This is a genomic window from Isoptericola dokdonensis DS-3, from assembly GCF_001636295.1.
GTDB classification, from domain to species: Bacteria; Actinomycetota; Actinomycetes; order Actinomycetales; family Cellulomonadaceae; genus Isoptericola; species Isoptericola dokdonensis.
Map to the genome: position 1 here is coordinate 386,718 of NZ_CP014209.1, position 26,238 is coordinate 412,955.

Consider the following 26,238-nt stretch of genomic DNA (forward strand, 5'->3'; position numbering starts at 1 on the left):
CCCGGCCGGGACCGTCAGCCGGTCACGCGCCGCCAGGCGCGCGCGAGCCGTTCGACGCCGTCGGTGAGCGCGGCCGGCGACCGGGTGTAGGTGAGGCGCACGTGGTCGGTGGCCGACCCGTCGGGCGTGAACCGGGGACCGGGGGACACCTGGACGCCCTCGGCGACGCCGGCGGCGGCGAGCTGCTGGGCGACGGGACGCCCGAGGTCCACCCACAGGCACAGCCCGCCCGCCGGGCGCGGGACGTCCCACGTCGGGAACGTGTCGCGGACCTGCTCGACGAGGAGGTCGCGCTGCGCCCGGACCGCGGCCCGCCGCCCGGGCAGGATCTGGTCCTCGCGGTCGAGGAGCTCGGCGACGGCGAGCTGCTCGAGCACGGGTGTGGCGATGTCGAGCACCTGGCGGGCGGCGCCGAGCCGGTGCACGAGCTGGCGGTCGGCACGGACCCAGCCGACGCGCAGCCCACCCCAGAACGACTTGGACGCCGACCCGACGCTGACGAGCCGCGGGTCCGTCCCCGGTCCGGCGAGCGGAGGCAGCTCGGCGTCGTCGTCGAGCCCGAGGTCGGTGAGGGTCTCGTCGCCGACGACGGTGACGTCGAGTCGGGCGGCGAGGTCGGCGACGGCGCGGCGCCGCTCGGGGTCGAGGGACGTGCCGGTGGGGTTGTGGTGGTCGGGCACGACGTAGACGTACCGGGCCCCGGTCGTGCGGACCGCCGACTCGAGCGCCTCGACGTCGCCGGGCGGGACGCCGACGACGCGTGCGCCCGCGCGGTGCAGGACCTCGATGCCGTGGAAGTAGGTCGGTGACTCCACGACGGCGGTGGTGCCGCGCCGGACGAGCGTGGACGCGAGCACGGCGAGTGCCTGCTGGGCGCCGGTGGTGACGAGCACCTGGTCGGCGTCGGTCGGCACGCCGCGTGCCGTGTACCGACGGGCGACGGCCTCGCGCAGCGGGTCGAGGCCGAGGTGGGCGTAGCCGCCGGTCGCGAGGTAGGCGGGCAGCGCCTCGAGCGCGCGGGCGTACGCGTCGTGCAGGGCGTCGACGGCGCCGGGCGTGGCCTGGGCGAGGTCGACGGCGTGCTCGTCGGCGAGGTCGGGGACGGGGGCGTCGCCGGCGGCGGGCCGGCCGGCGGCGGGTCGGCCACCGCGGGGGAGCACGGCGACGGTGCCCGAGCCGACGTGGCTCGCGGCGAAGCCGAGCTCGCGCAGGCGTGCGTAGGCGGCGGACGTGGTGGTGCGGGAGACCTTGAGCACGGCGGCGAGGTCGCGCTCGCTGGGCAGCCGGGTCAGGGCGGGCAGCGAACCTGCCAGGACGGCAGCCCGCAGCGCGTCGGCGAGGGCGACGTAGGCCGGGCCGCCGGCGCGCCAGGCGCCGAGCAGCCGGGCGGTCGCGGGGGCGGACAGGTGCCGGACGGCGCTCGTGCGGGCCGGGGTGGTGGTCGTCACCGGTCCACTCTCCCACGATTGGCTATGGATGACGATGCCAATGGGTCGGAGGATGGCGGCATGACGACGACCGACCTGCCCCCGACGACGTTCCCGGCCCTGCCCGTCCCCGCCCTGGGCGCCACGCGCCGCGGGGTCCAGCTCGTCCTCGGGCTGCTCGCCTTCACCGCGTCCATGGCGATGCTGCTCCACGCCGGGCAGGGCGCCATGCCCTGGGACGTGCTGCACCAGGGTCTGGCCCGCGCCACCGGGTGGTCGCTCGGTGTGGTCGTCGGCGTCGTCTCCGCACTCGTGCTGGCCGCCTGGGTCCCGCTGCGGCAGCGGCCTGGTATCGGCACCGTGGCGAACGTGGTCGTCATCTCCCTGACGATCGAGCCGCTCCTGCGCCTCCTGGAGACCCTCGTGCCGCGACCCGGCGCGGTCGGCGCCGTCGCGCTGGCGCTCGGGGCGATCGTGCTCAACGGCGTCGCCACCGCCGCGTACGTCGGCGTGCACCTCGGCCCCGGCCCCCGCGACGGGCTGCTCACCGGCCTCACCGCGCGCACCGGCTGGTCGGTGCGCGCCACCAAGACCGGTATCGAGGTCGCCGTGGTGGCCGCCGGCTGGCTGCTCGGCGGCACGCTCGGCTGGGCGACGGTGGCGTTCGCCCTCGGCGTCGGGCCGGTGGTCCAGGTCGCGACCCGGTGGCGGTTCCTCGTGCCGACCGGGTCGCTGACCGCGACCGCGGGGCCGACCCGTCGCGTCCGACGTCCCGCTGCCGCCCGTCCGGCGTCGTCGACCGCCCGCCCGGCGTCGTCGACGGCGGGACCGGCAGGTCCCGCGCCGGCAAGCGGGTCCGCCCCCGAGGACCGGGTCCCGCGCCGCGCCCGCGAGATCGCCCGGGCGCTGGACGTCGTGCGTGCCGAGCACGGAGCCCGCTGAGTCGACCGGGGACGACGACGGCCCGGCCGCCGCACAGGGCGGTGGCCGGGCCGTCGTGGACCGTGCGTCAGGCGACGCGGGTCTTCGGCATGCCCTCGAGGGTCTTGCCCGGGTCGCGCTCGACGACGTCACCCAGCACGTCGTCGATCGTCGCGAGGAGCTCGGCCGGGATGGTCACGCCGGACGCCTTGACGTTCTCCGCGACCTGCTCCGGGCGGGACGCGCCGACCAGGGCGGCGGCGACGTTGTCGTTCTGGAGCACCCACGCGACGGCGAGCTGCGCCATGGACAGGTCGAGCTCGTCGGCGACCGGCTTGAGCCGCTGCACCCGCTCGAGGACCTCGTCGCGCATGAAGCGCTCGATCATCTGGGCGCCACCCTTGGCGTCGGTGGCGCGCGAGCCCGCGGGCAGCTCCTTGCCCGGCACGTACTTGCCGGACAGCACGCCCTGCGCCATGGGGGACCAGACGATCTGGGACAGGCCCAGCTCGCGGGAGGTCGGGACGACCTCGTCCTCGATGACCCGCCACAGCATCGAGTACTGCGGCTGGGAGCTGATGAGCTGGAAGCCGAGGTCCTTGGCCAGCTCCGCACCCGCGCGGATCTGGTCGGCCGTCCACTCGCTGACGCCGATGTAGAGCGCCTTGCCCTGGCGGACGATGTCGGCGAACGCCTGCATCGTCTCCTCCAGCGGCGTCTCCACGTCGTAGCGGTGCGCCTGGTAGAGGTCGACGTAGTCGGTGCCGAGGCGCTGCAGCGACCCGTTGATCGACTCCATGACGTGCTTGCGGGACAGGCCCGTGTCGTTGGGGCCCTTCGGGCCGGTCGGCCAGTAGACCTTCGTGAAGATCTCCAGCGACTCGCGGCGCTGGCCCTTCAGCGCGTCGCCGAGGACCTGCTCCGCGGCGGTGTTGGCGTAGACGTCCGCCGTGTCGAACGTGGTGATGCCGGCGTCGAGGGCGGCGCGCACGCACTGCGCGGCGACGTCGTTCTCGACCTGGGACCCGTGGGTGAGCCAGTTGCCGTAGGTGATCTCCGAGATCTTGAGACCGCTGTTGCCGAGGTAACGGTAGTTGACCATGCCGTCACCCTATGACGGCCCGGGGCGTGCCTCCGCCCGGGCGGAGGACTCACTCGGGCCAGACGCCGTGCTTCTTGTGCATCGGCTTCGGCAGGCGCGAGCGGCGGATCTGGAACGCGCGCATGACGGCGTACATCATCGTGCCGCGCGGGACGTCGAAGGTCTTGGTGCCGTCCGCGCCGACCGTTCCGAACTTGTCGCGCAGGCGACGCTTGAGGCGCTGCCACATGATCGTCGCGTCGAGGATCGTCACGATGACGACGGCGTACAGCGCGACGAGCACCAGGGCGCTCAGCGTCGGGTTCTGCATGACGAGGATGTTCGCGAAGATGAAGACGAACGCGACGGGCAGGAAGAACTCCCCGAGGTTCCAGCGGGCGTCCACGTGGTCGCGCACGTACCGGCGTACCGGGCCCTTGTCGCGGGCGGGCAGGTGGCGCTCGTCGCCGGTCTGCATCGCGATGTACTCGCGGTTGCGCTCCTCGCGCATCTTCTCCCGCGAGGCCTTGCGGGCGGCCTTGCGGTCGTTCGGCACGAGGGGACGCTTGTTGCGCGCCTCGGCCTCGCTCCGCTTCGGGGTGGGGCGGCCCTTGGCCGCGGGCCGGCCCCCGGCCTCGATGTCGGCCGCGGCCGTCACGGGGTCGACGGCGTTGTCGGGCGTGCTGGAGGACGACGCCTCGGCGATGTCGCGCTTGCGGGAGAACACCCCACCAGGGTAGTCGAGCGCGCGGGCGCCCGGGAACGCCGGGTTAGCGTGGGGGCGTGAACCACACCGACCCGGACGTGTCCGCCCTGCGGGACCACGTCGACGCGCTGTTCCCCGCCGTCCAGGCCGACCTCGAGGCGCTCGTGCGCATCCCGAGCGTCTCGGCCGCGGCCTTCGACCAGGCGCACGTCGCGGCGAGCGCCGAGGCCGTCGCCGAGCTCCTGCGCGGAGCGGGCCTGCCCGAGGTCCAGGTCCTGCGCTCGCCGCGACCCGACGGCACGCCGGGCGCCCCCGCCGTCGTCGCCCGCCGCCCTGCCCCTGCCGGCGCCCCGACCGTGCTGCTGTACGCCCACCACGACGTCCAGCCGCCGGGCGACGCCGCCACGTGGGACACCGACCCGTTCGAGCCGACGCAGCGCGGCGAGCGGCTGTTCGGGCGCGGCGCGGCGGACGACAAGGCCGGCGTCATGGCGCACGTGGGCGCGCTGCGCACCCTGGCCGCGGCCGGAGACGAGCTCGGCGTGGGCGTCACCGTGTTCGTCGAGGGCGAGGAGGAGTCCGGCTCGCCGAGCTTCGCCCGCTTCCTGGCGGACCACCACGAGCTGCTCGCGGCGGACGTCATCGTCGTCGCGGACTCCACGAACTGGAAGGTCGGCGTCCCGGCGCTGACGACGTCGCTGCGCGGCCTGGTCGACGGTGTCGTCACGGTGGAGGCGCTCGGCCACGCCGTGCACTCCGGCATGTTCGGAGGCGCGCTGCTCGACGCGAACACGCTGCTCGCGCGGCTGGTCGCGACGCTGCACGACGAGGTCGGCAACGTCGCGATCGAGGGTCTGGTCACGGGGTCCGAGCCGGAGGTCGACTACGCCGAGGCCGACTTCCGCGCCGACTCGTCCGTCCTGGACGGCGTCCGCCTCGCGGGCGAGGGCACGATCGCGGGGCGGCTGTGGTCCAAGCCCGCGCTGGCCGTCATCGGGATCGACGCGACCAGCGTGGCGCACGCGTCCAACACGATCGCGCCGTCCGCTTCCGCGAAGCTGTCGCTGCGCATCCCGCCGGGCCAGGACCCGCAGGCGGCCGACGACGCGCTGGCCGCCCACCTCGAGGCGCACGCCCCGTTCGGCGCCCGGGTGACGTGGACCCCGCACGAGCACGGCAAGCCGTTCGGCGCGCCGGCCGACTCCGCGGCGATGCAGGCGGCGCGGGCCGCGTTCGCCGCCGCGTGGGGCACCGACCCGGTGGACATCGGGGTGGGCGGCTCGATCCCGTTCATCGCCGACCTGCTGGAGGCCTACCCGGACGCCGCCGTGCTCGTCACCGGTGTCGAGGACCCGGACTCGCGCGCCCACGGCGCGAACGAGTCCGTCCACCTGGGCGAGCTGCGCAAGGTCGTGCTGGCCGAGGCGCTGCTGCTGCGCGAGATCGCCCGCACCGGGGTCCGTCCCGCGTGAGCGACGCCCCGGATCCGGCCGACGGGTTCGCCGCAGCGGTCGCGGGGGCACACATGGTGCCGCTGCTGCCGTGCGCCGACGTCGACGAGATGGCGGAGTTCTGGACGGCGCTCGGGCTGGAGCGCACGTACCGCCAGCTCCGCCCGAACCCGTACGTCGCGCTGTCCGTCGGCGGGGTCGACCTGCACTACTACGGAATGCCCACGTGGGACCCGGAGGCGAGCCACTCCACGTGCGCGGTGGTCGTCGCCGACACCGGCCCCGTGCACGCGCGGTTCACCCAAGGGCTGCGCGCGCTCTACGGCTCCGTCCCGGTCAGCGGGACGCCGCGCATCACGCGGCCCCGTCGCCGGGCGAACAACGGCGCCCTGAGCGGGTTCAGCCTGGTCGACCCGGCCGGCAACTGGGTGCGGTTCAGCCGTGCCCCGGACGCCCCGGTCGTCGGCGGGCCGGGCGACAGCACGACGTGGACGTCCGACGGCGGTGGCTCGCTGGCCCGGGCGGTCGAGAACGCCGTCGTCGTGGCGGACTCCCACGGGGACGTCGCCCAGGCGCGCAAGGTCCTGGGTGGTGCGGTCCGGCGGGCGACGACCGGGACCGCCTCCGTGGACGAGGGGCCGGGGGTGCTGGCGACGGCGTTGGCCTACCTGGTCGAGCTGCACGTGCGGCTGGGCGACGACGCCGCGGCCCGGACGGCGCTCGACGACCTGCGGAGGCTCGCCGGGACGTCGGGCGCCGACGACGACGTCGTGGCGTCGGCGCTCGCCGAGGCGACGGAGGTCGTCGGCGAGGCCTGAGACGTGCGCGACCTGCGGACCGCCGGTCCGCAGGTCGCGCGGCGCTCAGGGTCCGGGGCGGACGGTCTGCTCGCGGTGCGCGACGTCGACGGCTCGCGCCCACGCGGCGACGTCGTCCGGCAGGGCGGGGCTCGGGGGTGCCTCGCCGTCGACGAGCGCCTCGACGACGGCGGCGGGTGCGACGCGCGAGTCGTCCTTGGCGAGGAACCGTCCGGCGACCCAGCCGCGGGCGCGGAACGAGTCCCCGACGGAGAACACCTGCTCGAGGTACACGACGCGCTCGTCCCAGCCGAGCAGGCGGGTCGAGAGGGTGACCTTCTCGAAGAGCTGCAGGGACCGCTTGTACGACATGGTCGACGCCGCGACCACGGGGTACCAGCCCTTGGCCTTGAGCCGGGGCAGGCCGCCGAGGTCGCCGAGCAGGTTCGACCGGGCCACGTCCATCATCTGCAGGTAGGACCCGTTGTTGACGTGGACGTACAGGTCGAGGTCGCCCGGGTGGACGCGCAGCACGGTCGTGGACGTGTCGAACGGCCCGAAGCCCGGCAGCGGCTTGCGGGGGAGCAGGGTCGCCTTGACGAGGTGCAGCATCCGGGTCATGACGTGACGTTATATCAGCGACGCCCGGTATCAGATAACTTCCGGCTCGGTCAGACCGGCGGGACGGGGTCGTACTGGAGCGCGCGCCGTACCGCCCGCGCCACCTCCGGGGACTCCAGCCGCGCCACCAGGTGCAGGGCCATGTCGATCCCGGCCGACACGCCCGCCGAGGTCACCACGTCGCCGTCGTCGACGAACCGGGCCTCGGTGTCCACCACGACGCTCGGGTCGATCCGCGCCAGGTCGTCGTAGTGGTCGTGGTGGGTCGTCGCCGGCCGCCCGGACAGCAGGCCCGCGGCGGCGAGCACCAGGGCGCCCGTGCAGACGCTCGCGACCACCGGCGTCTGCACCCGCACCTGCCGCAACCACTCCAGGTGGTCGGGGTCCGCCATGAGCGTGCGCGTGCCCCAGCCACCCGGGTACACCAGCAGGTGCAGCGGCCCCACGTCGTCCGCGGAGCGGGCCGGCACCAGCCGCATGCCCTTGGCGAGCCGCACCCCCTCGCCGTCCCGGGAGAACGTGCTGACGTGCGGCTTGACCTCGGAGTGCTCCTGCCACTCGGCGAGCACCTGGAACGGGCCCACGACGTCGAGCTCCTCGGCCTCGTCGAACACGAGGACGCCGATGTGGAGCCCGCCGTCGGTGCTCATCGTCCTGCTCCCGTCAGATCCCCGGCAGCGCCAGCATCTGGTCCAGGGCCACGCGGGCCCAGTGGGCGTCGTCGGCGTCCACGACGATCCGGTTCACCACACGACCCTCGACCAGCGACTCCATCGCCCACACCAGGTGCGGCAGGTCGATGCGGTTCATCGTCGAGCAGAAGCACACGGTCGAGTCGAGGTAGTGCACCTGCTTGTCCGGGTGGGCCCGCGCGACGCGGCGCACCAGGTTGAGCTCGGTGCCGATCGCCCACGACGAACCCGGCTCGGCCGCCTCCAGCGCCTTGATGATGTACTCCGTCGAGCCCACCATGTCGGCGGCGGTGACGACCTCGTGCTTGCACTCCGGGTGCACCAGCACGTTCACGCCGGGCACCTTCGCCCGGACGTCGTCGACGTTGCGCTGCGAGAACCGGCCGTGCACCGAGCAGTGGCCACGCCACAGGATCATGCGCGCGTCGCGCAGCTCCTGGGCGGTCAGCCCGCCGCCCGGCTTGCGGGGGTCGAACACGACGCAGTCGTCCAGGCTCATCCCGAGCTGGAGCACGGCGGTGTTGCGGCCGAGGTGCTGGTCCGGCATGAACAGCACCTTGCCCGTGCCGTCCACCCCGCCGACCTTGTCGAACGCCCAGCGCAGCGCCACCTGGGCGTTGGACGACGTGCAGACCGTGCCGCCGTGGCGGCCGGTGAACGCCTTGATCGCCGCCGTCGAGTTCATGTAGGTGACCGGGACGGTGTCGCCGGCGATCCCGGCGTCCTCCAGGACGGCCCACGCCTCCTCGACCTGGCCGATCTCCGCCATGTCCGCCATCGAGCAGCCCGCCGCCATGTCCGGCAGCACGACCTGCTGGGCGTCCGTGGTGAGGATGTCGGCCGACTCCGCCATGAAGTGCACGCCGCAGAAGATGACGAACTCCGCCTCGGGGCGGGCCGCGGCCCGCTGCGCCAGCTTGAACGAGTCGCCCGTGACGTCCGCGAAGTCGATGACCTCGTCGCGCTGGTAGTGGTGGCCGAGGACGAACGCCCGGTCGCCGAGCGCCGCGCGGGCGGCCCGCGCGCGCTCCACGAGGTCGGGGTCGGACGCCGCGGGCAGCGCGCCCGTGCACTCGACCCCGCGCTCCGAGGCGAGGTCGCGGCCCTGGCCGAGCAGCAGCAGCGGGGACGCGGCCGGCTCGACGAACGTCGAGGTCTCGTTCAGGAGAGTGCTCACGACGACATCTTCCCACGGTGTCCGCATGTGCCACGATCACGGGATGCACGTGCTGCTGGTGACCGCCGAGAGCGACGCCCCCCGACCGCCCGCGGGCGGGCGCACCGACGCCTCCGGGGCGCTCGCGGACGTGTGGCGGGACGCGGCGCCGCACTGCGTCGTCGAGCGGCTGGAGCTGCCGGCGTCCGCTGCTCCGGAGCGCACGGCCGCGCCCGTGCCCGGGGCCGCGGCGGAGCGCCCTGCCGTCCTCGTCCCGATGACGAAGCTCGGGCTGCGCAGCGTGGCGTCGGCGCCCGCCGCGCCGCACCTCGCCCGGCTCGCCGACCGCGTCGGAGCCGCGGACCTCGTCGTCGTGCACGTCGACGTCCTCGACACGGCCGCGCTCCACGCCGGGCCGGTGGCCGACTCCGCCGCAGCCGCTGCGGCGCACGCCGTGCCCGTCGTGGTCCTCACCGGCGCCGACCTGACCTCGCGACGCGCCGTCGCCGCCGCGGGCGTCGCGGGCGTCCACGACGTCGGCGCCCCGTGGGACGCCGGCCGTCTCGCCCGGGTCGCCCAGACCTGGTGCCCGCCACGTCGCCCGGTGTGACGTGGGTCGCCGACGCCGGGGAACCTGGGCGTAGGATCGGGAACAGCAGCACGCCTGAGCCTGTTGGAGGAAGCATGACCGACACGACCGAGATCGCCACGCACGGAGTCGACCTCTCCGAGATCGCCGCGGACAAGGTCCGCAGCCTCCTGGAGCAGGAAGGCCGCGACGACCTTCGCCTGCGCGTCGCCGTGCAGCCCGGCGGCTGCTCCGGCCTCATCTACCAGCTCTACTTCGACGAGCGCCTGCTCGACGGCGACGCCCTGCGCGACTACGACGGCGTCGAGGTCGTCGTGGACCGCATGAGCGTCCCCTACCTCGAGGGCGCGAAGATCGACTTCGCCGACACCATCGAGAAGCAGGGCTTCACGATCGACAACCCGAACGCCGGCGAGTCCTGCGCCTGCGGCGGTTCGTTCGCCTGACCCGGCCGGCCGGGCTACCCGGCCGCACCCGGTGGACGCCGCCGGATCCCCCTCACCCGGGGGATCCGGCGGCGTTCGTCGTCCCCGGGCCGGGACGCCCGCCGAGGAGCACCGTGAGTCGCCACCAGCGCTCGCCGTCCGTCGGCTCGACCAGCTCCTCGCCGGTCGACGCATGACCCCGCATGCGGGCCCAGGCCGGGACGTCGTGCCGGGCGGCGGGATCGGTCGCCAGGACCGACACCTCCGTCCCGGCGGGCAGCTCCCGCGCGACCGCGGCGAGCCGCACCACCGGCAGCGGGCAACGCAGCCCGCGGGCGTCGACCTCGGGCCCGCCGCTCACAGGTCCCCCGCCCCCAGCATGTCGCGGACCCGGCCGACCGCGTCCGGCAGGACCGCCAGGAAGCGGTCCACGTCGTCGGACGTCGTCGACCGGTCGAGGGCGATGCGCACGTTGCCGTGCGTCAGCACCCCCATCGCGGCCAGGACGTGCGAGGGCTCCAGCGTGGCCGCCGTGCAGGCCGAGCCCGAACCGACCGCGAAGCCTGCCTTGTCGAGCTCGCCCACCAGGGCCTCGCCGTCGACGTAGAGGAACGAGAACGTGACGACGTGGGGGAGCCGGTCGTCCGGGTCACCCACCACCTCGACGTCCGGGATCGTCGCGACCGACGCCCGGACGCGGTCGACCAGCGCCCGGCGTCGTGCGTCCTGCGCGACCCGGTCGGCCTCCACCGCCTGGAGCGCCACGGCGGCCGCGAACGCCAGGGGCACGCTCACCCCGCCCGGCGCCCACGGGTCGGGATCCTCGGGGCCGTCGGAGGCGGTGCGGGTGCGGTGGCGCACCGCGAGCACCCCCACGCCGGCCGGGCCGCCCCAGTCCGCCGGGTCCGCCGCGAGCAGGTCCCACGCCTGCGGGACGGGCAGATGGCCCACGCTCGCGCCGGCGTCGACGAGCAGCGGCACGTCCCGCTCCCGCGCCGCGGCGTGCACGACGTCGAGCGGCTGGACAGTGCCCACCTCACCGTTGGCGTGCTGGAGGGCCGCCAGGGCGACACCGGGGGCGCCGAGGGCCATGGCGAAGGCGTCGCCGTCGACCCGCCCGACGCCGTCGACCGGCACCAGCACCCTGCGGCCGTCGTGGCGGTCGGCCGCGTGCGCCGCGGCGTGCAGGGTCGCGGCGCGCTCCGTCGCGCCGACCACCACGTCGCGGCCGCGCCGTCGTCGTGCCCGGGCGACCTGCGCGACCGCCCCGTGCAGCGACGCCGTGTGCGACGGCGTGAACCGGACCTCGGGCGTGCGTGCGCCCAGCACGGCGGCCACGGCCTCCCGCGCGCCCTCCAGCAACGCAGCGGCGCGGCGGCCCTCGGCGTGCAGCCTTCGGGGGTCCGCCCAGCCGTCGGCGAGGGACTGCGCGAGCGCCTCGCGGGCGAGCGGGTGCCACGGGGCGCCGCCGCCGTTGTCGAGGTGCGTCCGGGGCGGGGGAGGGCTGGTGGGATGTGTCACACGGGCCTCGGTCTCGATGCTGTCGGGGAGCGGGAGCGTCCCGCCATCATGCCCCGGGGACGACCGATCCGGCGTGCCGATCTGACACCCGCCCGAGGCATGTCGTCAACGGGCTCGGATGGCGACAGAGGCGCTGGTCGCCGTCACGTAGGACTCGGGTGCTTCTGGCGTCGAACCCGTGAAGGTCGCGCTAGGCTGCTCCCATCGAGGACGAATGTCTACCCGTGCGCCCTGCTCCTGGGGCCGTCGGTCGGACGAGACGTGAAAGGCCCCCCTTGCACTCGAAGAGAACCCCCCGCAACCGGCGATCGCTGGCGCTGCGCGCGACGGCGCTCGCCGTCGTCGTCGCGGGTCTCGCCACCGGTTGCGCCAGCGACGCCGCCTCGCGCGGCTACCTCCCCGGCTACGAGGACGGCGAGGTGACCAACCAGACGGGACGCATCACCGACCTCTGGGTCGGCTCCTGGGTCGCCGCCCTCCTGGTCGGCATCGTCACCTGGGGCCTGATGCTCTGGTGCGTCGCGGCCTACCGCAAGCGTCGCGACGACCACCGCCTGCCCGTGCAGACGCGCTACCACATGCCGCTCGAGATCATGTACACGATCGTCCCGCTGCTGATGGTCCTCGTGCTGTTCTTCTACACGAACCGTGACATGACGGCGATCCTCGACACCGCCGAGGAGCCCGACGTCAGCATCCAGGTCATCGGTAAGCAGTGGAGCTGGGACTTCAACTACCTCGACGACGACGTGTACGAGACCGGCCAGCAGCTGCTGGAGCCGGGCTCCGAGACCGCCGAGGACGCCGTCGACGGCGCCGTGGGCACCTCCGACAAGCTCCCCACCCTCTACCTGCCGGTGGGGGAGCGGGTCGAGTTCACCGTCGACTCCCGCGACGTCATCCACTCGTTCTGGATCCCCGCGTTCCTGTTCAAGATGGACATGATCCCGGGCAAGACGAACACGTTCCAGGTCGTCCCCGAGCGGGAGGGCACCTACGCCGGCAAGTGCGCCGAGCTCTGCGGCGAGTTCCACTCCGGCATGCTCTTCAACGTCCAGGTCGTCGACCGCGCCACCTACGACGCGAAGATGGACGAGCTGCGCGACAAGGGCCAGACCGGCGAGCTCGGGCTCGACCTCAACCGCCAGCAGCACCCCGGTTCGGGTGCCGCGCACGACGAGACCGTGGAGGTCGAGGGCTGATGGCCGCCACCGAAACCGCGCACGGCGCGGACCTGATCCCGGGGCTGCGTCCGCAGCGCCAGACGCTGGGCCGCACGGTGATCAAGTGGATCACCTCCACCGACCACAAGACCATCGGGTACATGTACCTGATCACGTCGTTCTTCTGGTTCGCCGTGGGAGGCATCCTCGCCCTGCTGATCCGTGCCGAGCTGTTCGAGCCCGGCATCCAGATCGTGCAGAGCAAGGAGCAGTACAACCAGCTCTTCACGATGCACGGCACGATCATGCTGCTGCTGTTCGCGACGCCGCTGTTCGCGGGCTTCGCGAACGTGATCATGCCGCTGCAGATCGGTGCACCGGACGTCGCCTTCCCGCGACTCAACATGTTCGCGTACTGGCTCTTCCTCTTCGGTGGTCTCATCGCCGCAGCGGGCTTCTTCACCCCGCAGGGAGCCGCCTCGTTCGGCTGGTTCGCCTACGCGCCACTGTCGAACACGACCTTCAGTCCAGGGTTGGGTGGAGATCTCTGGGTGTTCGGCCTAGCCCTCGCCGGCTTCGGCACGATCCTCGGCGCGGTCAACTTCATCACCACCATCATCTGCATGCGCGCGCCCGGCATGACGATGTTCCGCATGCCGATCTTCACCTGGAACACGCTGGTCACCAGCCTCCTCGTGCTGATGGCGTTCCCGCCGCTGGCCTCCGCGCTGTTCGCCCTCGGTGCCGACCGCCGCTTCGGCGCGCAGGTCTTCAACCCGGACAACGGCGGCGCCGTCCTGTGGCAGCACCTGTTCTGGTTCTTCGGCCACCCCGAGGTCTACATCATCGCGCTGCCGTTCTTCGGCATCGTGTCGGAGATCTTCCCGGTCTTCAGCCGCAAGCCGATCTTCGGCTACAAGGGCCTCATCTACGCGACGATCGCCATCGCGGCCCTGTCCGTGACGGTGTGGGCCCACCACATGTACGTCACCGGCGCCGTCATGCTGCCGTTCTTCGCCTTCATGACGATGCTCATCGCGGTGCCGACCGGAGTGAAGTTCTTCAACTGGATCGGCACGATGTGGCGCGGCAAGCTCACGTTCGAGACGCCGATGCTCTGGTCGATCGGGTTCCTGGTCACGTTCCTCTTCGGTGGCCTCACCGGCATCATCCTGTCCAGCCCTGCGCTCGACTTCCACCTGTCCGACTCGTACTTCGTCGTGGCGCACTTCCACTACGTCGTGTTCGGCACCGTGGTCTTCGCGATGTTCGCCGGCTTCTACTTCTGGTGGCCCAAGTTCACGGGTCGCATGCTCAACGAGCGCCTCGGCAAGATCCACTTCTGGATCCTGTTCATCGGCTTCCACATGACGTTCCTGGTCCAGCACTGGCTCGGCGTCGAGGGCATGGCCCGCCGCTACGCCGACTACATGCCGGACGAGGGCTTCACCTGGGAGAACCAGCTCTCCACCGTCGGTGCGTTCATCCTCGCCGCGTCCACCCTGCCGTTCCTCTGGAACGTCTACACGACCTGGCGCAACGCGCCCAAGGTCGAGGTGGACGACCCGTGGGGCTACGGCCGCTCCCTCGAGTGGGCGACCTCCTGCCCGCCGCCGCGGCACAACTTCACGTCGCTGCCGCGCATCCGCAGCGAGTCCCCGGCGTTCGACCTGCACCACCCCGAGGTCGCCGCGATGGAGAACCACGACAACCGTCAGGGCCTTTCCGAGCAGATCTACGGTGGCCCGGACCGCAACGGTCACCGGGAGTACGTGGAGGAGCTGGCGGAGCAGCAGGACCACCCGGACAGGCAGCAGTCGACCACCACGGTGATCGACGCCGAGCGTCCCGAGGACGAGGAGACGAACAAGTGAAGATCGAGATCCGCCTCTTCGTCTGGCTCGCACCCTTCTTCGTCGTGGTCGGCGTCGTCTACGGCTTCCTCACGGACTTCGCGGAGCCCGTCGGCTACCTGGGCATCCCGCTCGTCGGCGCCCTCATGGCGATGATCGGTGCCTACCTGGTCGTCCAGGCCAAGCACACCGACGCTCGTCCCGAGGACGACGAGGAGGGCGAGATCGAGCAGGGCGCCGGCGACCAGGGCGTCTACGCCCCCTGGTCGTGGTGGCCCCTGGTGCTCGGCTCCGCCGCCGCCATCGCCTTCCTCGGACTGGCCGTCGGCTGGTGGGTCTTCTACATCAGCCTCATCGTCGGCGTGATCGGCCTCGTCGGCTGGGTCTTCGAGTTCAGCCGCGGGCAGCACGCCCACTGAGCTCTCTCGCCTCCAGGGCCCCGTCGCACTCTCCGGTGCGGCGGGGCCTTCGCCGTCCCGGGCACTGCGATCCCGGTGGTGGCGGCCGCGAGCCAGCGCAGGTTCCCGCGAGTCAGCGCGGGCTTTGCCGAGTCAGCGTGGATTGCCGCGAGTCAGCGCTCGTGGGCGCGAGTCAGCGCACACTCTCGGGTCCGGACGTCGGGGGATGCCGCGCGTCGTCGCGTTCACGCGCCCCAGGGGGCGCTCCACTCCGGGATTGACGACGACGCGCGGCATCCCCCGACGTCCTTCCACCTCACGTTCCGCGTCGGGAGCTTCGGGCGAGCGCTGACTCGCGCCGACGAGCGCTGACTCGCGTCCACGAGCGCTGACTCGCGTCCACGAGCGCTGACTCGCGTCCACGAGCGCTGACTCGCACCGGGAGCACGAAGGCCCGTCCTCCCGCGTACGGCGGGTGGACGGGCCTCCGGTGGTGTCAGGCGGAAGGCCGCTCGACGATCAGGCGGGGACGATCAGACCGGCGGTCTGGGTGCGCGCACGCTCGAGACGGGCGGCGACGTCCTGCCAGTTGGCGATGTTCCAGAACGCCTTGACGTAGTCGGCCTTGACGTTCAGGTAGTCCAGGTAGAACGCGTGCTCCCACATGTCCAGCATGAGGATCGGCGTGATGCCGACCGGCACGTTGGCCTGCTGGTCGAAGAGCTGGAAGATCGCGAGGCGCCCGCCGATCGAGTCCCAGCCGAGCACGGACCATCCCGAACCCTGGATGCCGGTGGCGACGGCCGTGAACTGCGCCTGGAAGGCGGCGAAGGAACCGAACTGGTCCTTGATCGCCTCGGCCAGCTCGCCCTCGGGCTCGCCGCCGCCCTCGGGGGAGAGGTTGTTCCAGAACACGGTGTGGTTGACGTGGCCGCCGAGGTTGAACGCGAGGTTCTTCTCGTGCAGGTTGACGGCGGCGAGGTCCCCCGACTCGCGTGCCTCCGCCAGCTTGTCCAGGGCCGTGTTGGCACCGGTGACGTAGGCGGCGTGGTGCTTGTCGTGGTGCAGCTCCATGATCTTGCCGCTGATGTGCGGCTCCAGGGCGCTGTAGTCGTAGGGCAGGTCGGGGAGCGTGTAGACAGCCATGCTCAGGTACCTTCCAGTTCAGGCCGCGCACGCGGACGGGCGCGGCGTCAGTTCGTCGAACCGTGGGTGGCGGGGTCGCTCCGCCGCCTCGGTCAGGGTAGACGAGGACCCGCGCGCCACGCCCTCCGAGAAGGAGGGTGCGGCTCGCGGGTCCTGGTCCGGCCCGTCAGGAGTCTCAGCGCTCCCGATCGACGTTCTCGGCCCCCGTGGTGACCTCCGCGGGGGAGTTCTCGTGGGCGATCTCGTCGTGCTCGCCGTGCGAGTGCGCGGCAGCCAGCTCGGCGGGAGTCACCGGCTCGACGCGGTCCTCGTAGAAGAACCGGGAGAGCCTCTGCCATGCCTTGTCGCTGCGGTACCCGCGGCGCTTCACACCACGGGCGTCCGTCGCGGGCTCGATCGCGAGCGGCTCGTAGGCGTCGTAGTTGACGCGCAGCCAGCGCTCCTGCTCGTCCAGCGGACGGTGGACCTCGATGTACTCGCCGTTGGCGAAGCGCACGATGCGGCCCGTCTCGTGCCCGTGCAGCACCAGCTCGCGGTCCTTGCGCTGCAGACCGAGGCAGATGCGCTTCGTGATCCAGAACCCGATGACGGGTCCGACGAAGAACATCACCCGGAAGACCCAGGTGATCTCGTTGATGGAGAGCCCGAAGTGGGTCGCGATGAGGTCGTTCGAGCCGGCCAGCGCCAGGATGATGAACGCGGTGAGGAACGCGACGCCGAGGCCGGTGCGGACGGGCACGTTGCGCGGTCGGTCCAGGACGTGGTGCTCGCGGCGGTCGCCGGTCACCTTGGCCTCGACGAACGGGTACGCGAGGAGGAACGTGAACAGCAGGCCGGGGATCACGACCGCGGGGATGAGCACGTTCAGCGACAGGGTGTAGCCGAAGAGCACCCACTCCGTGCCGTAGCCCGGCATGAGGCGCAGCGACCCCTCGAGGAACAGCATGTACCAGTCGGGCTGTGCGCCCGCGCCGACGGGCGACGGGTCGTAGGGGCCGTAGTTCCACACGTTGTTGATCGCCATCGTGGCGCCCATCAGGGCGAGGATGCCGAAGACGATGAAGAAGTTGCCGCCCATCTTGGCCACGTAGACCGGGAACAGCGGGTAGCCGACGACGTTCTTGTCGGTGCGCCCGCCACCCGGGTACTGCGTGTGCTTGTGCAGCACCATGAGGAACAGGTGCAGGCCGATCAGCGCGAGCAGCAGTGCCGGCACGAGCAGGATGTGGACGGTGAACAGGCGCGGGATGATGTGCTCGCCCGGGAACTCGCCGCCGAACACGAAGTACGACATGTACGAGCCGATGACCGGGATCGACTTGATGACGCCGTCCGTGATGCGCAGGCCGTTGCCCGACAGCACGTCGTCCGGCAGGGAGTAGCCGGAGAAGCCGGCGGCCAGGCCGAGGATCATCAGGACGACGCCCACGAGCCAGTTGATCTCGCGCGGCTTGCGGAACGCGCCGGTGAAGAACACGCGCATCATGTGCACGACGATCGAGGCCATGAAGATCAGGGCCGCCCAGTGGTGGATCTGCCGCATGAGCAGACCGCCGCGCACCTCGAACGAGAGGTCGAGGGTGGAGGCGAAGGCGACCGACATGAGCTGCCCCTGCATGGACTCCGGGCCCGCCCCGTGGTACTCGATGAGCGCCATGGAGGGATCGAAGAACATGGTGAGGAAGACGCCGGACAGCAGCAGGACGACGAAGGAGAACAGCGCCATCTCGCCGAGCATGAAGGACCAGTGGTCCGGGAAGACCTTGCGCGCGAACTCCTTGACGGCGACGCCGATGCTCGTGCGCTGGTCGAGGTAGTCGGCAGCCTTGCCGACGGGGGTGGTGGGCGCGTCCACGGACGCGCTGGTCTCGGTGCTCACTTCAGACGCTCCCAGAAGCTCGGTCCGACGGGCTCGGAGAAGTCGTCCTGCGCGATCAGGTACCCGCCGTCGTCGACGGCGATGGGCAGCTGCGGCAGGGCTCGGTTCGCCGGGCCGAAGACGACCTTGGCGCCGTCGGCCATGTCGAAGGTCGACTGGTGGCACGGGCACAGCAGGTGGTGCGTCTGCTGCTCGTAGAGAGCCACCGGGCACCCGACGTGGGTGCAGATCTTCGAGTAGGCGACGATGCCGTCGTAGGACCAGGTCTCGCCCGCGGGCGACTGGTCGGAACGGATGTCCGCCGGGTTGAGGCGCACCAGGAGGACGACGGCCTTCGCCTTCTCGGTGATCCACTCGTGCGAGGCCATGTACTCCTCGGTGGCCTCGGGGATGACGTGCGCGACGGAACCGACGGTGAGGTCGGACGCCTTGATCGGACGACCGGAGGGGTCGTACGCGAGGCGGGTGCCGCGCTTCCAGATGGTGTGCTTGAACTTCGCGACGTCCCAGTCGCCACCGACGCTGGAGATCAGCGGCACGGCGAACGTCAGGGGGAAGAGGGCGAGCGCGGACACGGCGGCGCCCTTGAGCACGCCGCGACGGCCGATGCCGGAGTCCTCGACGCCGTCGGTGAGGTGCTGGACGGCGACCTCGCGGACCTCGGTCGAGCTGCGCAGCTCGTGGCGCTCGTCGACGTGCTCGTGGTCGCTCATCAGGGACTTGGCCCAGTGGATGGCGGCGAAGCCGATGCCGAGCAGGGAGATCGCCATCGTGACGCCGAGCAGCACCGTGGAGAGGCGTGTGCCTTCCGTGGTGCCGTCGGGGCGCACCGCGAAGTACGCGACGAGGGACGCGATCGCGCCGACGCAGGACAGGGCGAAGAGCAGCACGATGATGCGCTCGTTGCGCTTGTTCGCCGCCGGGTCGGTGTCGGTCAGGCGGAGCTTGTGCTCGGGGACGCCGGGGTCCGCGAAGCGCTCGGTGCTGGTCGTCGTCGAGGACGCCGTGACGTCCTGGCCGACGGAGGGGTTCTGGTTCTCGCTCACGAGGACTTGGCTCCGATCCACACGGCAGCACCGATCATCAGGCCCAGGCCGACGACCCAGGCCCACAGGCCCTCGCTGACGGGGCCGAGGGAGCCGAGCGTGAGGCCGCCGGCAGATCCCTCGTGCTGCTCGAAGATGTAGGCGATGATGTCGCGCTTCTCTTCGGGGGTGATGTTGGCGTCGTTGAAGACCGGCATGGACTGGGGGCCGGTCAGCATGGCCTGGTAGATGTTGCGCTCCGAGACGTCGAGCAGCGGGGGCGCCCACTTGCCCTCGGAGAGCGCGCCACCGGCGCCGACGGCGTTGTGGCACATGGCGCAGTTCGTGCGGAACAGCAGCGCTCCGTTGGAGGAGTCGCCGGCGCTGGCGTCGACCTGCTCGTCCGTCGGGATGGCCGGTCCGGGGCCGAGTGAGGCGACGTAGGCCGCGAGCTGGGCGGTCTGCTCCTCGTTCATCTGGCGAGGCTTCTCGGCCGCCTGGGGGCCGTTGAGCTGCATCGGCATGCGGCCGGTGGACACCTGGAAGTCCACGGACGCCGCACCCACGCCCACGAGCGAGGGCGCCTCGGCGGTGCCTTCGGCGTTCGGGCCGTGGCACGTGGCGCAGTTGGCCTGGAAGAGCCGCTCGCCCTCCTCCACGTCGGTCGCTGTGCTGGCGGTGTCGGCGCTGGCCGGAGTCGGTGCCAGGGTGGCGTACACACCACCCATGAGCAGCAGCGCCAGCAGCATCAGCACGACCGGGGCGGCCCGGTGGTGCCGGCGGGCGGCGAGTGCCTTCACGAAAATGTCCTCGTCTCGCAGGTGGTTGGTGCAGGGGCTGTGCCGGCGACGTCGCCGGTCGGGGGGATCACTTCAGGACGTAGATGACCAGGAACAGGAAGATCCAGACGACGTCGACGAAGTGCCAGTAGTAGGAGACCACGAGCCCGGTGGTGACCTCGTGATGGGTGAACCGCTTGGCGCGGAAGGAGCGGCCGAGCAGGAACAGGAAGGCGATGAGGCCGCCGATGACGTGGAGGCCGTGGAAGCCGGTCGCCAGGTAGAAGACGGAGCCGTAGGCGCTGGACGAGATCGTCAGGCCGTGCTCGACGAGCTCCGCGTACTCGAAGATCTGGCCCGCGACGAAGACGGCGCCCATGAGGTAGGTGAGCGTCATCCACTCGTTCATGCCCCAGAGGCGCAGGTTCAGCAGCGAGCCCGTGCGCGTGGGCTGGAACCGCTCGGCGGCGAACACGCCGGCCTGGCAGGTCACCGAGGACAGCACGAGGATCGTGGTGTTGATCAGCGGGAACGTGAAGCTGACCATGTCGGCCTGGGCCGCCCACTCGTCCTCCGGCATCACGGAGCGGACCGTGAAGTACATGGCGAAGAGGCCCGCGAAGAACATGAGCTCGCTCGCGAGCCAGACGATCGTCCCGACCGAGACGGGGTTCGGTCGGTTGACTGTCACGTGCTGGTGGGCGTGGGGGGCAGCAGCCGTTGCGGTCGACACATCAGCCATTATGGCGGACGTGGGGCGGCTTCGAGGACTCGGAGGGGGCGGATCGTGGAGATCGGCCTCACGGAATCTGCAGAATCACGGCGTCGAGGGCCGTCTTCATGACGGAACTCGCCGGAGTGCCAGGAAAAGACCACGTCCCGGTGCTGACCGAGGTGACGGTGCTGTGCCACGATGCCATGAAACGACGGCGAAGGGATGCTCGATGACGACCGGCCCGCGAGTCCTGCTGTACAGCGACGACAGCACCGTGCGAGACCACGTGCGGCTCGCCGTCGGGCCACGTCTGGGGGTGGGGCAGCCCGACCTCGTGTGGACGGAGGTGGCCACCGCCGCAGCCGTCGTCGAGGCGGCGCACTCGCGCCGGTTCGACCTGCTCGTCCTGGACGGCGAGGCCGACAAGGCGGGCGGCATGGGCGTCTGCCGCCAGCTCAAGAACGAGGTCTACCAGTGCCCTCCCGTGCTGGTGCTGACGGCCCGGCCCGACGACGCGTGGCTCGCCTCGTGGTCGCTCGCCGACGCCGTCGTGCCGCGCCCGCTGGACCCGTTGGCCGTGCAGCGCGCGGTCGCCCAGACCCTGACGCAGCCCGTCTGACGCCGACCGGCGAGACCGGGGGGTGCCGGGCCCCCCGCGTGGGCTACCGTGCGACGCGGACCATCCGGTCCCGGCCGTGCTCGTCCCCGACCGGTCGACCCCGACCCGCCCAGTGAGGACCGTCGTGCCCGACATCGATCCCGCCTCGACCACCTGGCCCGGCCTGCTCACCGCGCTGGTGGCCGGGGACGACCTCTCCGCCGCACAGACGTCCTGGGCGATGGACCAGGTCATGGCGGGGGAGGTGCCGCCCGCCCGCCTGGCCGGCTTCCTCGTCGCGCTGCGCGCGAAGGGCGAGACGGCGGCCGAGCTGACGGGCCTCGCGGAGGCGATGCTCGCCCACGCGATCCGCATCGAGGTGCCCGGCCCGATCGTCGACCTCGTCGGGACGGGCGGCGACCGGCACCACACCGTGAACATCTCGACGATGGCGGCGGTCGTCGTGGCGGGCGCGGGCCTGCGCGTGGTCAAGCACGGCAACCGGGCGGCGTCGTCCTCCTCCGGCTCGGCCGACGTCCTGGAGGCCCTGGGCGTGCGGCTCGACCAGCCGGCGGCGCGCGTGGCGGAGATCGCGCAGGAGGCGGGCATCACGTTCTGCTTCGCGGGCATGTTCCACCCGTCGATGCGGCACGCCGCGACGGCCCGCGGCGAGCTGGGGATCGCGACCGCCTTCAACTTCCTGGGTCCGCTGACGAACCCTGCGCAGCCCGGCGCCACGGCCGTGGGGTGCGCCGACGCCAGGATGGCGCCGCTCATGGCGGGCGTGCTCGCCGCCCGCGGGACGCGGGCGCTGGTGTTCCGCGGCGACGACGGCCTCGACGAGCTGGCGGCGACCGGCGCCGCCACGGTCTGGGAGGTCCGTGACGGCGAGGTGGCCGAGCAGCGGCTCGTGGCGACGGAGCTGGGCCTGCGGCCGGTCACGCTCGACGAGCTGCGCGGCGCGGACGCGGCGTACAACGCCGCCGTGGCACGGGAGGTCCTGACGGGTGGCGGCGCGGCGGCCGTGCGGGAGACCGTGCTGCTGAACGCCGCTGCGGCGCTGGTGGCCGACGGCACCCTGCCGGGCACCGGAGAGGGTTCCCTCGCCGACCGGCTGACGGCCGGTCTCGGTCACGCGGCGCGCAGCGTCGACGACGGCGCGGCCTCGACCGTGCTGGAGCGCTGGGTCGCCGCCACGGGACGGTGACCCGTCCAGGGGCTGGTCAGTCCGACAGGCCGAGCGCGAACGCCTGCTCGAGGTCGACCTTCGAGTAGGCGCGGAACGCGATGAGGGTCTCGGTGCGCAGCACGCCGGGAACCTTGCTGATGCCGTCGGCGATGACGTCGGCGAGGGCGTCGTGCTCACGCACCCGGACCATCGCGACGAGGTCGGCCTTCCCGGTCACCGAGTAGACCTCGCTGACGCCGGCCAGGTCGGTGACCTGCGTGGCGACCTCGGGGATCCGGTCGGGCGCGGTGTCGATGAGAACGATCGCGGTCAGCATGGGTCCATGCTATCGACGTCGTCGGTCGCCAGCGCCACGGCGGCGGCGACGTCGTCGAGGTCCGCGTGCGACGCGGCCGCGCGCACGGGGCAGGTCCACGGGTCGCTGACGGCGACCAGACGGACGTCAGGGGTGTCGAGCCAGCGCAGGAGCAGGTCGGCCTCCTCCGGGTGGCTCGCCGGGGCTGGTGCCGCCGGGGCCTCGACGACCTCGGCCGTGGCGCGCAGCGCCTCCACCAGCGGCCACGGGTCCTCGCCCGGCCCACTGACCCCGGTCGCGGCGAGCCGGGCGTGCCGCACCACGACGACCTCCCACCCGCCGGTCGCGGTGGGCCGGGCCGCGACGAGCTCGCGGCAGCGGCTGAGCGGGTCGAGCCGCTGCGCCCGGTCGGCGCCTCGCACGAAGGCCCGCAGCCGTGCGGTGACCTGCCCGGCCTCCTCGTAGCGTTCCTGCGCGGCCAGACGGCCGACCCGGTCGGCCAGCGCCCGGACCACGGGCCCGGGATCGCCGGTGAGCACGTCGGCCGCGGCGGCGGACACGTCCGCGTACCCGACGTCGGGGCCGGTCGTGGCGGTGCAGGGGGCGGAGCAGCGGTCGAGGCCGGCGAGCGCGCAGGGGCTGCGCCGTTCCCTGGCGACGAGCGGCAGCCGCTGCGTGCACTGGCGCAGGGGCAGGGCGTCGTGCAGGGCCGCGACGGCGTCCTGGGCGGTGCGGCGGGACGTGAACGGGCCGATGTGGGGGACGTCGCCGACGACGTCCCCCACGACCGACAACCGGGGGTACGGCTCGTCGGTGAGCCGCACCCACGTCTGTCGCTCGGGGTGCTTGGAGCGCCGGTTGTACCGCGGTGCGTGCTCGGCGATGAGGCGGAGCTCGCGCACCTGCGCCTCGAGGGGGGTCGCGCACACGACCGGGGTGACGGCGTGCGCGATGCGCACCATCTCGGTGATGCGGCGGCGCTTCTCGGCCGCGGTGAAGTACGACCGCACGCGCTGGTGGATGTTCGTGGAGGTCCCGACGTACAGCACCTCGTCGTCGGGGCCGCGGAACAGGTAGACGCCGGGGGAGCGGGGCAGGCCGTCGGCGAGGGTCGCCTTGCGCCGGACGTCGGCGGGCACCGGGTCGGCCGCGGTGGCGAGGTCCTCGAGGTGGGTGACGCCGAGCGGCGCGAGGCGCTCCAGCAGCCCGTGGAGCACGTCGACCGTGGCGCGCGCGTCGGCCAGGGCGCGGTGCTCGGGCGACGTGCGGGCGTGGAACAGGGTCGCCAGGGTGCTCAGCTTGTGGTTGCGCGCCTCGTCCCGCGTGACGACCCGGCGGGCGAGCGGCAGGGTGTCGACGACGGTGAAGCCGGGCCACGGGTGGTCCAGGGCGGCGCAGGCGCTGCGCAGGAACCCGATGTCGAACGGCGCGTTGTGGGCGACGAGCACGGCGCCGTGCGCGAACTCGAGGAAGCTCGGCAGCACGAGCTCGATGCCGGGCGCGGTGGCGACCATCGCGGTGGTGATGCCGGTCAGCCGTGCGACGAACGCGGGGACGGGACGCCCCGGGTCGACGAGCGACTGGAACTCGCCCAGGACCTCGCCGCCACGGACCTTGACGGCGCCGATCTCGGTGATGCCGGAGTCGTCGGCGCGGCTTCCCGTGGTCTCCAGGTCGACGACGACGAAGGTGACGTCCCGCAGCGGCGTGCCCAGGTCGGCGAACGAGAGCTGGACCCCGGCGCCGACGTCCGGGAGGGTGCTGCTGGACATGGCCGGGACGGTAGCCGGGGCCACCGACACCGTCCCGGCCCGTCGGGTCAGTCCTTGCTGCGGGTGTCGCGGTAGAGCTCGTCGATCTCGGTGGCGAAGTCCGCGACGAAGACGTGGCGGCGCACGCTCTGCTTCGGCGTCAGGTAGCCGTTCTCGACGGTGAGGTCGCCCGGCAGGACGCTGAACTTGCGGATCGACTCCGCCTTGGAGACGGCCTCGTTGGCGCGGGTGACCGCGGAGTCGAGCGCGGCGAGCACGTCCGCGTCGTCCTTGGCCTGCGCGGGCGTCATCTCCGGCTTGCCGTGCATCTTCAGCCAGCCCGGCAGGCCCTCGGCGTCGAGGGTGATGAGCGCACCGATGAACGGGCGGTTGTCGCCGACGACGACGCACTGGCTGACCAGGGCGTGGGCGCGGATGCGGTCCTCGAGCATCGCCGGGGCGACGTTCTTGCCGCCGGCGGTCACGATGATCTCCTTCTTGCGGCCGGTGATCGCCAGGAAGCCGTCGTCGTCGATCGTGCCGAGGTCGCCGGTGCGGAACCAGCCGTCGTCGAACGACTCGGCCGTCGCCTCGGCGTTGTTGTGGTAGCCGCGGAAGACCTGGATGCCCTTCAGCTGGATCTCGCCGTCCGCGGCGAGGCGGGCGCTGCAGCCGGGCAGCTGGAGGCCGACGGAGCCGATGCGGTTCGCGCCGGGGCGGTTCACGCTCGTCGGGGCGGTGGACTCGGTGAGGCCGTAGCCCTCGAGCACGGTCAGACCGATGCCGCGGAAGAAGTGGCCGAGGCGCTCGCCCAGCGGGCCGCCGCCTGAGACTGCGTATCGCGCCTGGCCGCCGAGCGCGGCGAGGAGCTTGCCGTAGACGAGGCGACCGGCCACCGCGTGCTGCACGTTCAGCCAGAACGACGGACCGCCGGTGTCCTGCGCGCGCGACCATGCGATCGCCGTCGCGGTGGCCCAGTGGAAGATCTTCAGCTTGCCGCCGGCCGCCGCCTTCTGCTCGGCCGAGTTGTAGACCTTCTCGAAGACGCGCGGCACCGCGAGGATGTAGGTCGGGCGGAACGCGCCCAGACCCTCGGTCACCGTCTTGAGGTTGTCCCAGTGCCCGAGCACGGTGCCGCCCGAGATCGCGAGGACCTCGATGAACCGCGCGAAGACGTGGGCCAGCGGGAGGAACAGCAGCGTGCGGCCGCCCGCGGAGAACACCTCGGGGACGGCGACGACGGCGTTCGCGGCCAGGGACGCGAAGTTGCCGTGCGTGAGCTGGGCGCCCTTGGGGCGGCCGGTCGTGCCCGACGTGTAGATGATGGTGGCGACGTCGTCGAGGCCGGCGAGCGCGCGACGCCGCGCGATCTCGGCGTCGTCGACGTCGGCACCCGCGGCGACGAGCCGGTCGACGGCGCCGTCCTCGATGGACAGCACCTCGCCCAGCGTGGGCGCGGCGGGGCGGGCCTTCTCGACCAGCTCGGCGAGCTCTGAGGTCTCGGCGACCAGCAGGCGCACGCCGGCGTCCGTGACGATCCACTCCACCTGCTCGGCGGAGCTCGTCTCGTAGACCGGGACCGGCACGGCGCCGGCGGCCCACACCGCGAAGTCCAGCAGCGTCCACTCGTACCGGGTGCGGGACATGATGCCGACCGGGTCGCCGGGCTCGACGCCGAGCGCGACCAGGCCCTTGGCCACGGCGACGACCTCGGCGTCGAAGGCGCCCGCGGAGAGGGCCTCCCAGCGCCCGTCGACGACACGCTCGATCACCGTCCCGGCGGGGTCCTGGGCGACACGCGTCGCGAGGACGTCGTTGAGGTTCGACGTGGCGGGGAGTTCCACGAGGGGGGGAACGGTGATCTCGTCCATGCTGGCTCCAGTGGCAGGGTCCGTGGGTGGGCGTCACGATACCGGGTCGCAGGGGTGCCGCGGCACCCTCCCGGGCGTCGTGCGCCGGCCGGTCGGCGGGCGGACACGTTCGTGCAGGGCACCGCGAGGTCGGTAGGGTGTAGTGGGCGCGCGAGCCGCGCCCTTCCCCCGCGCCGGCCGGCCCTCGCC

General features: G+C 72.4%; 26 protein-coding genes. 10 read left to right on the forward strand and 16 right to left on the reverse strand.

The genetic code is table 11. The annotated features are described in order from the left end of the window. Positions 1–14: 14 nt before the first annotated feature. Positions 15–1,448 (reverse strand): MocR-like transcription factor YczR, encoded by a 1,434-nt coding sequence (gene yczR / locus I598_RS01805; RefSeq protein ID WP_068200758.1) that lies wholly within the window; start codon positions 1,446–1,448, stop codon positions 15–17. Between the two features lie 60 nt (positions 1,449–1,508). On the opposite strand from yczR, the gene yczE reads away from it, so the two are divergent. Continuing rightward, positions 1,509–2,369: a membrane protein YczE gene (yczE, locus tag I598_RS18345; RefSeq protein ID WP_335583271.1), complete on the forward strand. Its 861-nt coding sequence runs from the start codon at positions 1,509–1,511 to the stop codon at positions 2,367–2,369. 67 nt (positions 2,370–2,436) lie between these two features. Here yczE and I598_RS01815 read toward each other — a convergent pair whose 3' ends face one another. Continuing rightward, a complete protein-coding gene (locus I598_RS01815; RefSeq protein WP_068200760.1) occupies positions 2,437–3,450 on the reverse strand; it encodes an aldo/keto reductase family protein in 1,014 nt (337 codons plus the stop codon). 49 nt (positions 3,451–3,499) lie between these two features. Beyond that, entirely contained in the window at positions 3,500–4,156 is a 657-nt protein-coding gene (locus I598_RS01820; RefSeq protein WP_068200762.1) for a DUF3043 domain-containing protein, read from the reverse strand. 56 nt (positions 4,157–4,212) lie between these two features. On the opposite strand from I598_RS01820, the gene I598_RS01825 reads away from it, so the two are divergent. Beyond that, a complete protein-coding gene (locus tag I598_RS01825) occupies positions 4,213–5,607 on the forward strand; it encodes a dipeptidase (protein WP_068200764.1) in 1,395 nt (464 codons plus the stop codon). Further along, on the forward strand, positions 5,604–6,404 hold the full coding sequence (locus I598_RS01830; RefSeq protein ID WP_198155730.1) for a VOC family protein: 801 nt from the start codon (positions 5,604–5,606) through the stop codon (positions 6,402–6,404). Before I598_RS01825 ends, I598_RS01830 begins: the two co-directional genes overlap by 4 nt. 45 nt (positions 6,405–6,449) lie before the next feature. Here I598_RS01830 and I598_RS01835 read toward each other — a convergent pair whose 3' ends face one another. Genes I598_RS01835 through nadA form a run of 3 tightly spaced genes read right to left on the reverse strand, consistent with a single transcriptional unit; the run spans position 6,450 to position 8,900 of the window. Next, the gene (locus tag I598_RS01835; protein WP_068200768.1) at positions 6,450–7,004 is read right to left on the reverse strand and encodes an acyl-CoA thioesterase; all 555 of its coding nucleotides are present in this window, start codon (positions 7,002–7,004) and stop codon (positions 6,450–6,452) included. 50 nt (positions 7,005–7,054) lie between these two features. Further along, positions 7,055–7,654 carry a DJ-1/PfpI family protein gene (locus I598_RS01840; protein WP_068200770.1) on the reverse strand — a complete coding sequence of 200 codons (600 nt, stop codon included), beginning with the start codon at positions 7,652–7,654 and terminating at the stop codon, positions 7,055–7,057. Positions 7,655–7,667: 13 nt separating this feature from the next. Next, the gene (gene nadA, locus I598_RS01845) at positions 7,668–8,900 is read right to left on the reverse strand and encodes a quinolinate synthase NadA (protein ID WP_068200772.1); all 1,233 of its coding nucleotides are present in this window, start codon (positions 8,898–8,900) and stop codon (positions 7,668–7,670) included. Positions 8,901–8,916: 16 nt separating this feature from the next. Here nadA and I598_RS01850 point away from each other — a divergent pair, with 16 nt between their 5' ends. Both I598_RS01850 and I598_RS01855 read left to right on the forward strand, forming a co-directional pair. Next, on the forward strand, positions 8,917–9,462 hold the full coding sequence (locus I598_RS01850) for a hypothetical protein (RefSeq protein WP_068200774.1): 546 nt from the start codon (positions 8,917–8,919) through the stop codon (positions 9,460–9,462). A gap of 74 nt (positions 9,463–9,536) precedes the next feature. Next, a complete protein-coding gene (locus tag I598_RS01855; protein ID WP_068200776.1) occupies positions 9,537–9,887 on the forward strand; it encodes a HesB/IscA family protein in 351 nt (116 codons plus the stop codon). A 52-nt stretch (positions 9,888–9,939) separates the two neighbouring features. On the opposite strand, the gene I598_RS01860 is transcribed toward I598_RS01855, so the two are convergent. Both I598_RS01860 and I598_RS01865 read right to left on the reverse strand, forming a co-directional pair. Continuing rightward, positions 9,940–10,227 carry a sulfurtransferase TusA family protein gene (locus I598_RS01860; protein WP_068200779.1) on the reverse strand — a complete coding sequence of 96 codons (288 nt, stop codon included), beginning with the start codon at positions 10,225–10,227 and terminating at the stop codon, positions 9,940–9,942. Further along, the gene (locus I598_RS01865; protein WP_068200780.1) at positions 10,224–11,387 is read right to left on the reverse strand and encodes a cysteine desulfurase family protein; all 1,164 of its coding nucleotides are present in this window, start codon (positions 11,385–11,387) and stop codon (positions 10,224–10,226) included. The genes I598_RS01860 and I598_RS01865 overlap by 4 nt, the downstream gene beginning before the upstream one ends. A 275-nt stretch (positions 11,388–11,662) precedes the next feature. On the opposite strand from I598_RS01865, the gene ctaC reads away from it, so the two are divergent. Genes ctaC through I598_RS01880 form a run of 3 tightly spaced genes read left to right on the forward strand, consistent with a single transcriptional unit; the run spans position 11,663 to position 14,822 of the window. After that, positions 11,663–12,589, forward strand: a complete 927-nt coding sequence (gene ctaC, locus I598_RS01870) for an aa3-type cytochrome oxidase subunit II (RefSeq protein WP_068200782.1) — start codon at positions 11,663–11,665, stop codon at positions 12,587–12,589. Further along, on the forward strand, positions 12,589–14,424 hold the full coding sequence (gene ctaD, locus I598_RS01875) for an aa3-type cytochrome oxidase subunit I (protein ID WP_068200784.1): 1,836 nt from the start codon (positions 12,589–12,591) through the stop codon (positions 14,422–14,424). Before ctaC ends, ctaD begins: the two co-directional genes overlap by 1 nt. Then, complete coding sequence (locus I598_RS01880; protein WP_068200786.1) at positions 14,421–14,822, forward strand: cytochrome c oxidase subunit 4; 402 nt, start codon at positions 14,421–14,423, stop codon at positions 14,820–14,822. The genes ctaD and I598_RS01880 overlap by 4 nt, the downstream gene beginning before the upstream one ends. 498 nt (positions 14,823–15,320) lie before the next feature. On the opposite strand, the gene I598_RS01885 is transcribed toward I598_RS01880, so the two are convergent. The 5 genes from I598_RS01885 to ctaE all read right to left on the reverse strand — a co-directional run bounded on the left by I598_RS01885 (position 15,321) and on the right by ctaE (position 20,372). Continuing rightward, entirely contained in the window at positions 15,321–15,947 is a 627-nt protein-coding gene (locus tag I598_RS01885) for a superoxide dismutase (RefSeq protein WP_068200787.1), read from the reverse strand. A 175-nt stretch (positions 15,948–16,122) separates the two neighbouring features. Further along, entirely contained in the window at positions 16,123–17,826 is a 1,704-nt protein-coding gene (qcrB, locus tag I598_RS01890) for a cytochrome bc1 complex cytochrome b subunit (RefSeq protein ID WP_068200789.1), read from the reverse strand. Further along, complete coding sequence (gene qcrA, locus I598_RS01895; RefSeq protein WP_068200791.1) at positions 17,823–18,872, reverse strand: cytochrome bc1 complex Rieske iron-sulfur subunit; 1,050 nt, start codon at positions 18,870–18,872, stop codon at positions 17,823–17,825. Before qcrA ends, qcrB begins: the two co-directional genes overlap by 4 nt. Beyond that, a complete protein-coding gene (qcrC, locus tag I598_RS01900) occupies positions 18,869–19,651 on the reverse strand; it encodes a cytochrome bc1 complex diheme cytochrome c subunit (RefSeq protein WP_068200793.1) in 783 nt (260 codons plus the stop codon). Before qcrC ends, qcrA begins: the two co-directional genes overlap by 4 nt. A 67-nt stretch (positions 19,652–19,718) precedes the next feature. Further along, positions 19,719–20,372, reverse strand: a complete 654-nt coding sequence (gene ctaE / locus I598_RS01905; RefSeq protein WP_068200795.1) for an aa3-type cytochrome oxidase subunit III — start codon at positions 20,370–20,372, stop codon at positions 19,719–19,721. Positions 20,373–20,574: 202 nt separating this feature from the next. On the opposite strand from ctaE, the gene I598_RS01910 reads away from it, so the two are divergent. Both I598_RS01910 and trpD read left to right on the forward strand, forming a co-directional pair. Then, entirely contained in the window at positions 20,575–20,964 is a 390-nt protein-coding gene (locus I598_RS01910) for a response regulator (RefSeq protein ID WP_068200798.1), read from the forward strand. A gap of 133 nt (positions 20,965–21,097) precedes the next feature. Continuing rightward, entirely contained in the window at positions 21,098–22,150 is a 1,053-nt protein-coding gene (gene trpD, locus I598_RS01915) for an anthranilate phosphoribosyltransferase (protein WP_068204762.1), read from the forward strand. A gap of 16 nt (positions 22,151–22,166) precedes the next feature. Here trpD and I598_RS01920 read toward each other — a convergent pair whose 3' ends face one another. From I598_RS01920 to I598_RS01930, 3 genes are read right to left on the reverse strand one after another with little or no spacing between them, the layout of a single operon-like run. Beyond that, positions 22,167–22,448, reverse strand: a complete 282-nt coding sequence (locus tag I598_RS01920; protein WP_068200800.1) for an Lrp/AsnC family transcriptional regulator — start codon at positions 22,446–22,448, stop codon at positions 22,167–22,169. Then, positions 22,442–24,199, reverse strand: a complete 1,758-nt coding sequence (locus tag I598_RS01925; protein WP_068200801.1) for a DEDD exonuclease domain-containing protein — start codon at positions 24,197–24,199, stop codon at positions 22,442–22,444. Before I598_RS01925 ends, I598_RS01920 begins: the two co-directional genes overlap by 7 nt. Positions 24,200–24,246: 47 nt before the next feature. Beyond that, the gene (locus I598_RS01930; protein ID WP_068200803.1) at positions 24,247–26,049 is read right to left on the reverse strand and encodes an AMP-dependent synthetase/ligase; all 1,803 of its coding nucleotides are present in this window, start codon (positions 26,047–26,049) and stop codon (positions 24,247–24,249) included. Positions 26,050–26,238 lie beyond the last annotated feature (189 nt).

Excerpts from the sequence above, each read along its gene's own strand:
- yczE (WP_335583271.1), top strand. The coding sequence starts at position 1,509 with ATGACGACGACCGACCTGCCCCCGACGACGTTCCCGGCCCTGCCCGTC.
- I598_RS01815 (WP_068200760.1), bottom strand. The coding sequence starts at position 3,450 with ATGGTCAACTACCGTTACCTCGGCAACAGCGGTCTCAAGATCTCGGAG.
- I598_RS01835 (WP_068200768.1), bottom strand. The coding sequence starts at position 7,004 with ATGACCCGGATGCTGCACCTCGTCAAGGCGACCCTGCTCCCCCGCAAG.
- I598_RS01840 (WP_068200770.1), bottom strand. The coding sequence starts at position 7,654 with ATGAGCACCGACGGCGGGCTCCACATCGGCGTCCTCGTGTTCGACGAG.
- nadA (WP_068200772.1), bottom strand. The coding sequence starts at position 8,900 with ATGCGGACACCGTGGGAAGATGTCGTCGTGAGCACTCTCCTGAACGAG.
- I598_RS01850 (WP_068200774.1), top strand. The coding sequence starts at position 8,917 with ATGCACGTGCTGCTGGTGACCGCCGAGAGCGACGCCCCCCGACCGCCC.
- I598_RS01855 (WP_068200776.1), top strand. The coding sequence starts at position 9,537 with ATGACCGACACGACCGAGATCGCCACGCACGGAGTCGACCTCTCCGAG.
- ctaD (WP_068200784.1), top strand. The coding sequence starts at position 12,589 with ATGGCCGCCACCGAAACCGCGCACGGCGCGGACCTGATCCCGGGGCTG.
- I598_RS01885 (WP_068200787.1), bottom strand. The coding sequence starts at position 15,947 with ATGGCTGTCTACACGCTCCCCGACCTGCCCTACGACTACAGCGCCCTG.
- ctaE (WP_068200795.1), bottom strand. The coding sequence starts at position 20,372 with ATGGCTGATGTGTCGACCGCAACGGCTGCTGCCCCCCACGCCCACCAG.
- I598_RS01910 (WP_068200798.1), top strand. The coding sequence starts at position 20,575 with ATGACGACCGGCCCGCGAGTCCTGCTGTACAGCGACGACAGCACCGTG.
- I598_RS01920 (WP_068200800.1), bottom strand. The coding sequence starts at position 22,448 with ATGCTGACCGCGATCGTTCTCATCGACACCGCGCCCGACCGGATCCCC.
- I598_RS01925 (WP_068200801.1), bottom strand. The coding sequence starts at position 24,199 with ATGTCCAGCAGCACCCTCCCGGACGTCGGCGCCGGGGTCCAGCTCTCG.
- I598_RS01930 (WP_068200803.1), bottom strand. The coding sequence starts at position 26,049 with ATGGACGAGATCACCGTTCCCCCCCTCGTGGAACTCCCCGCCACGTCG.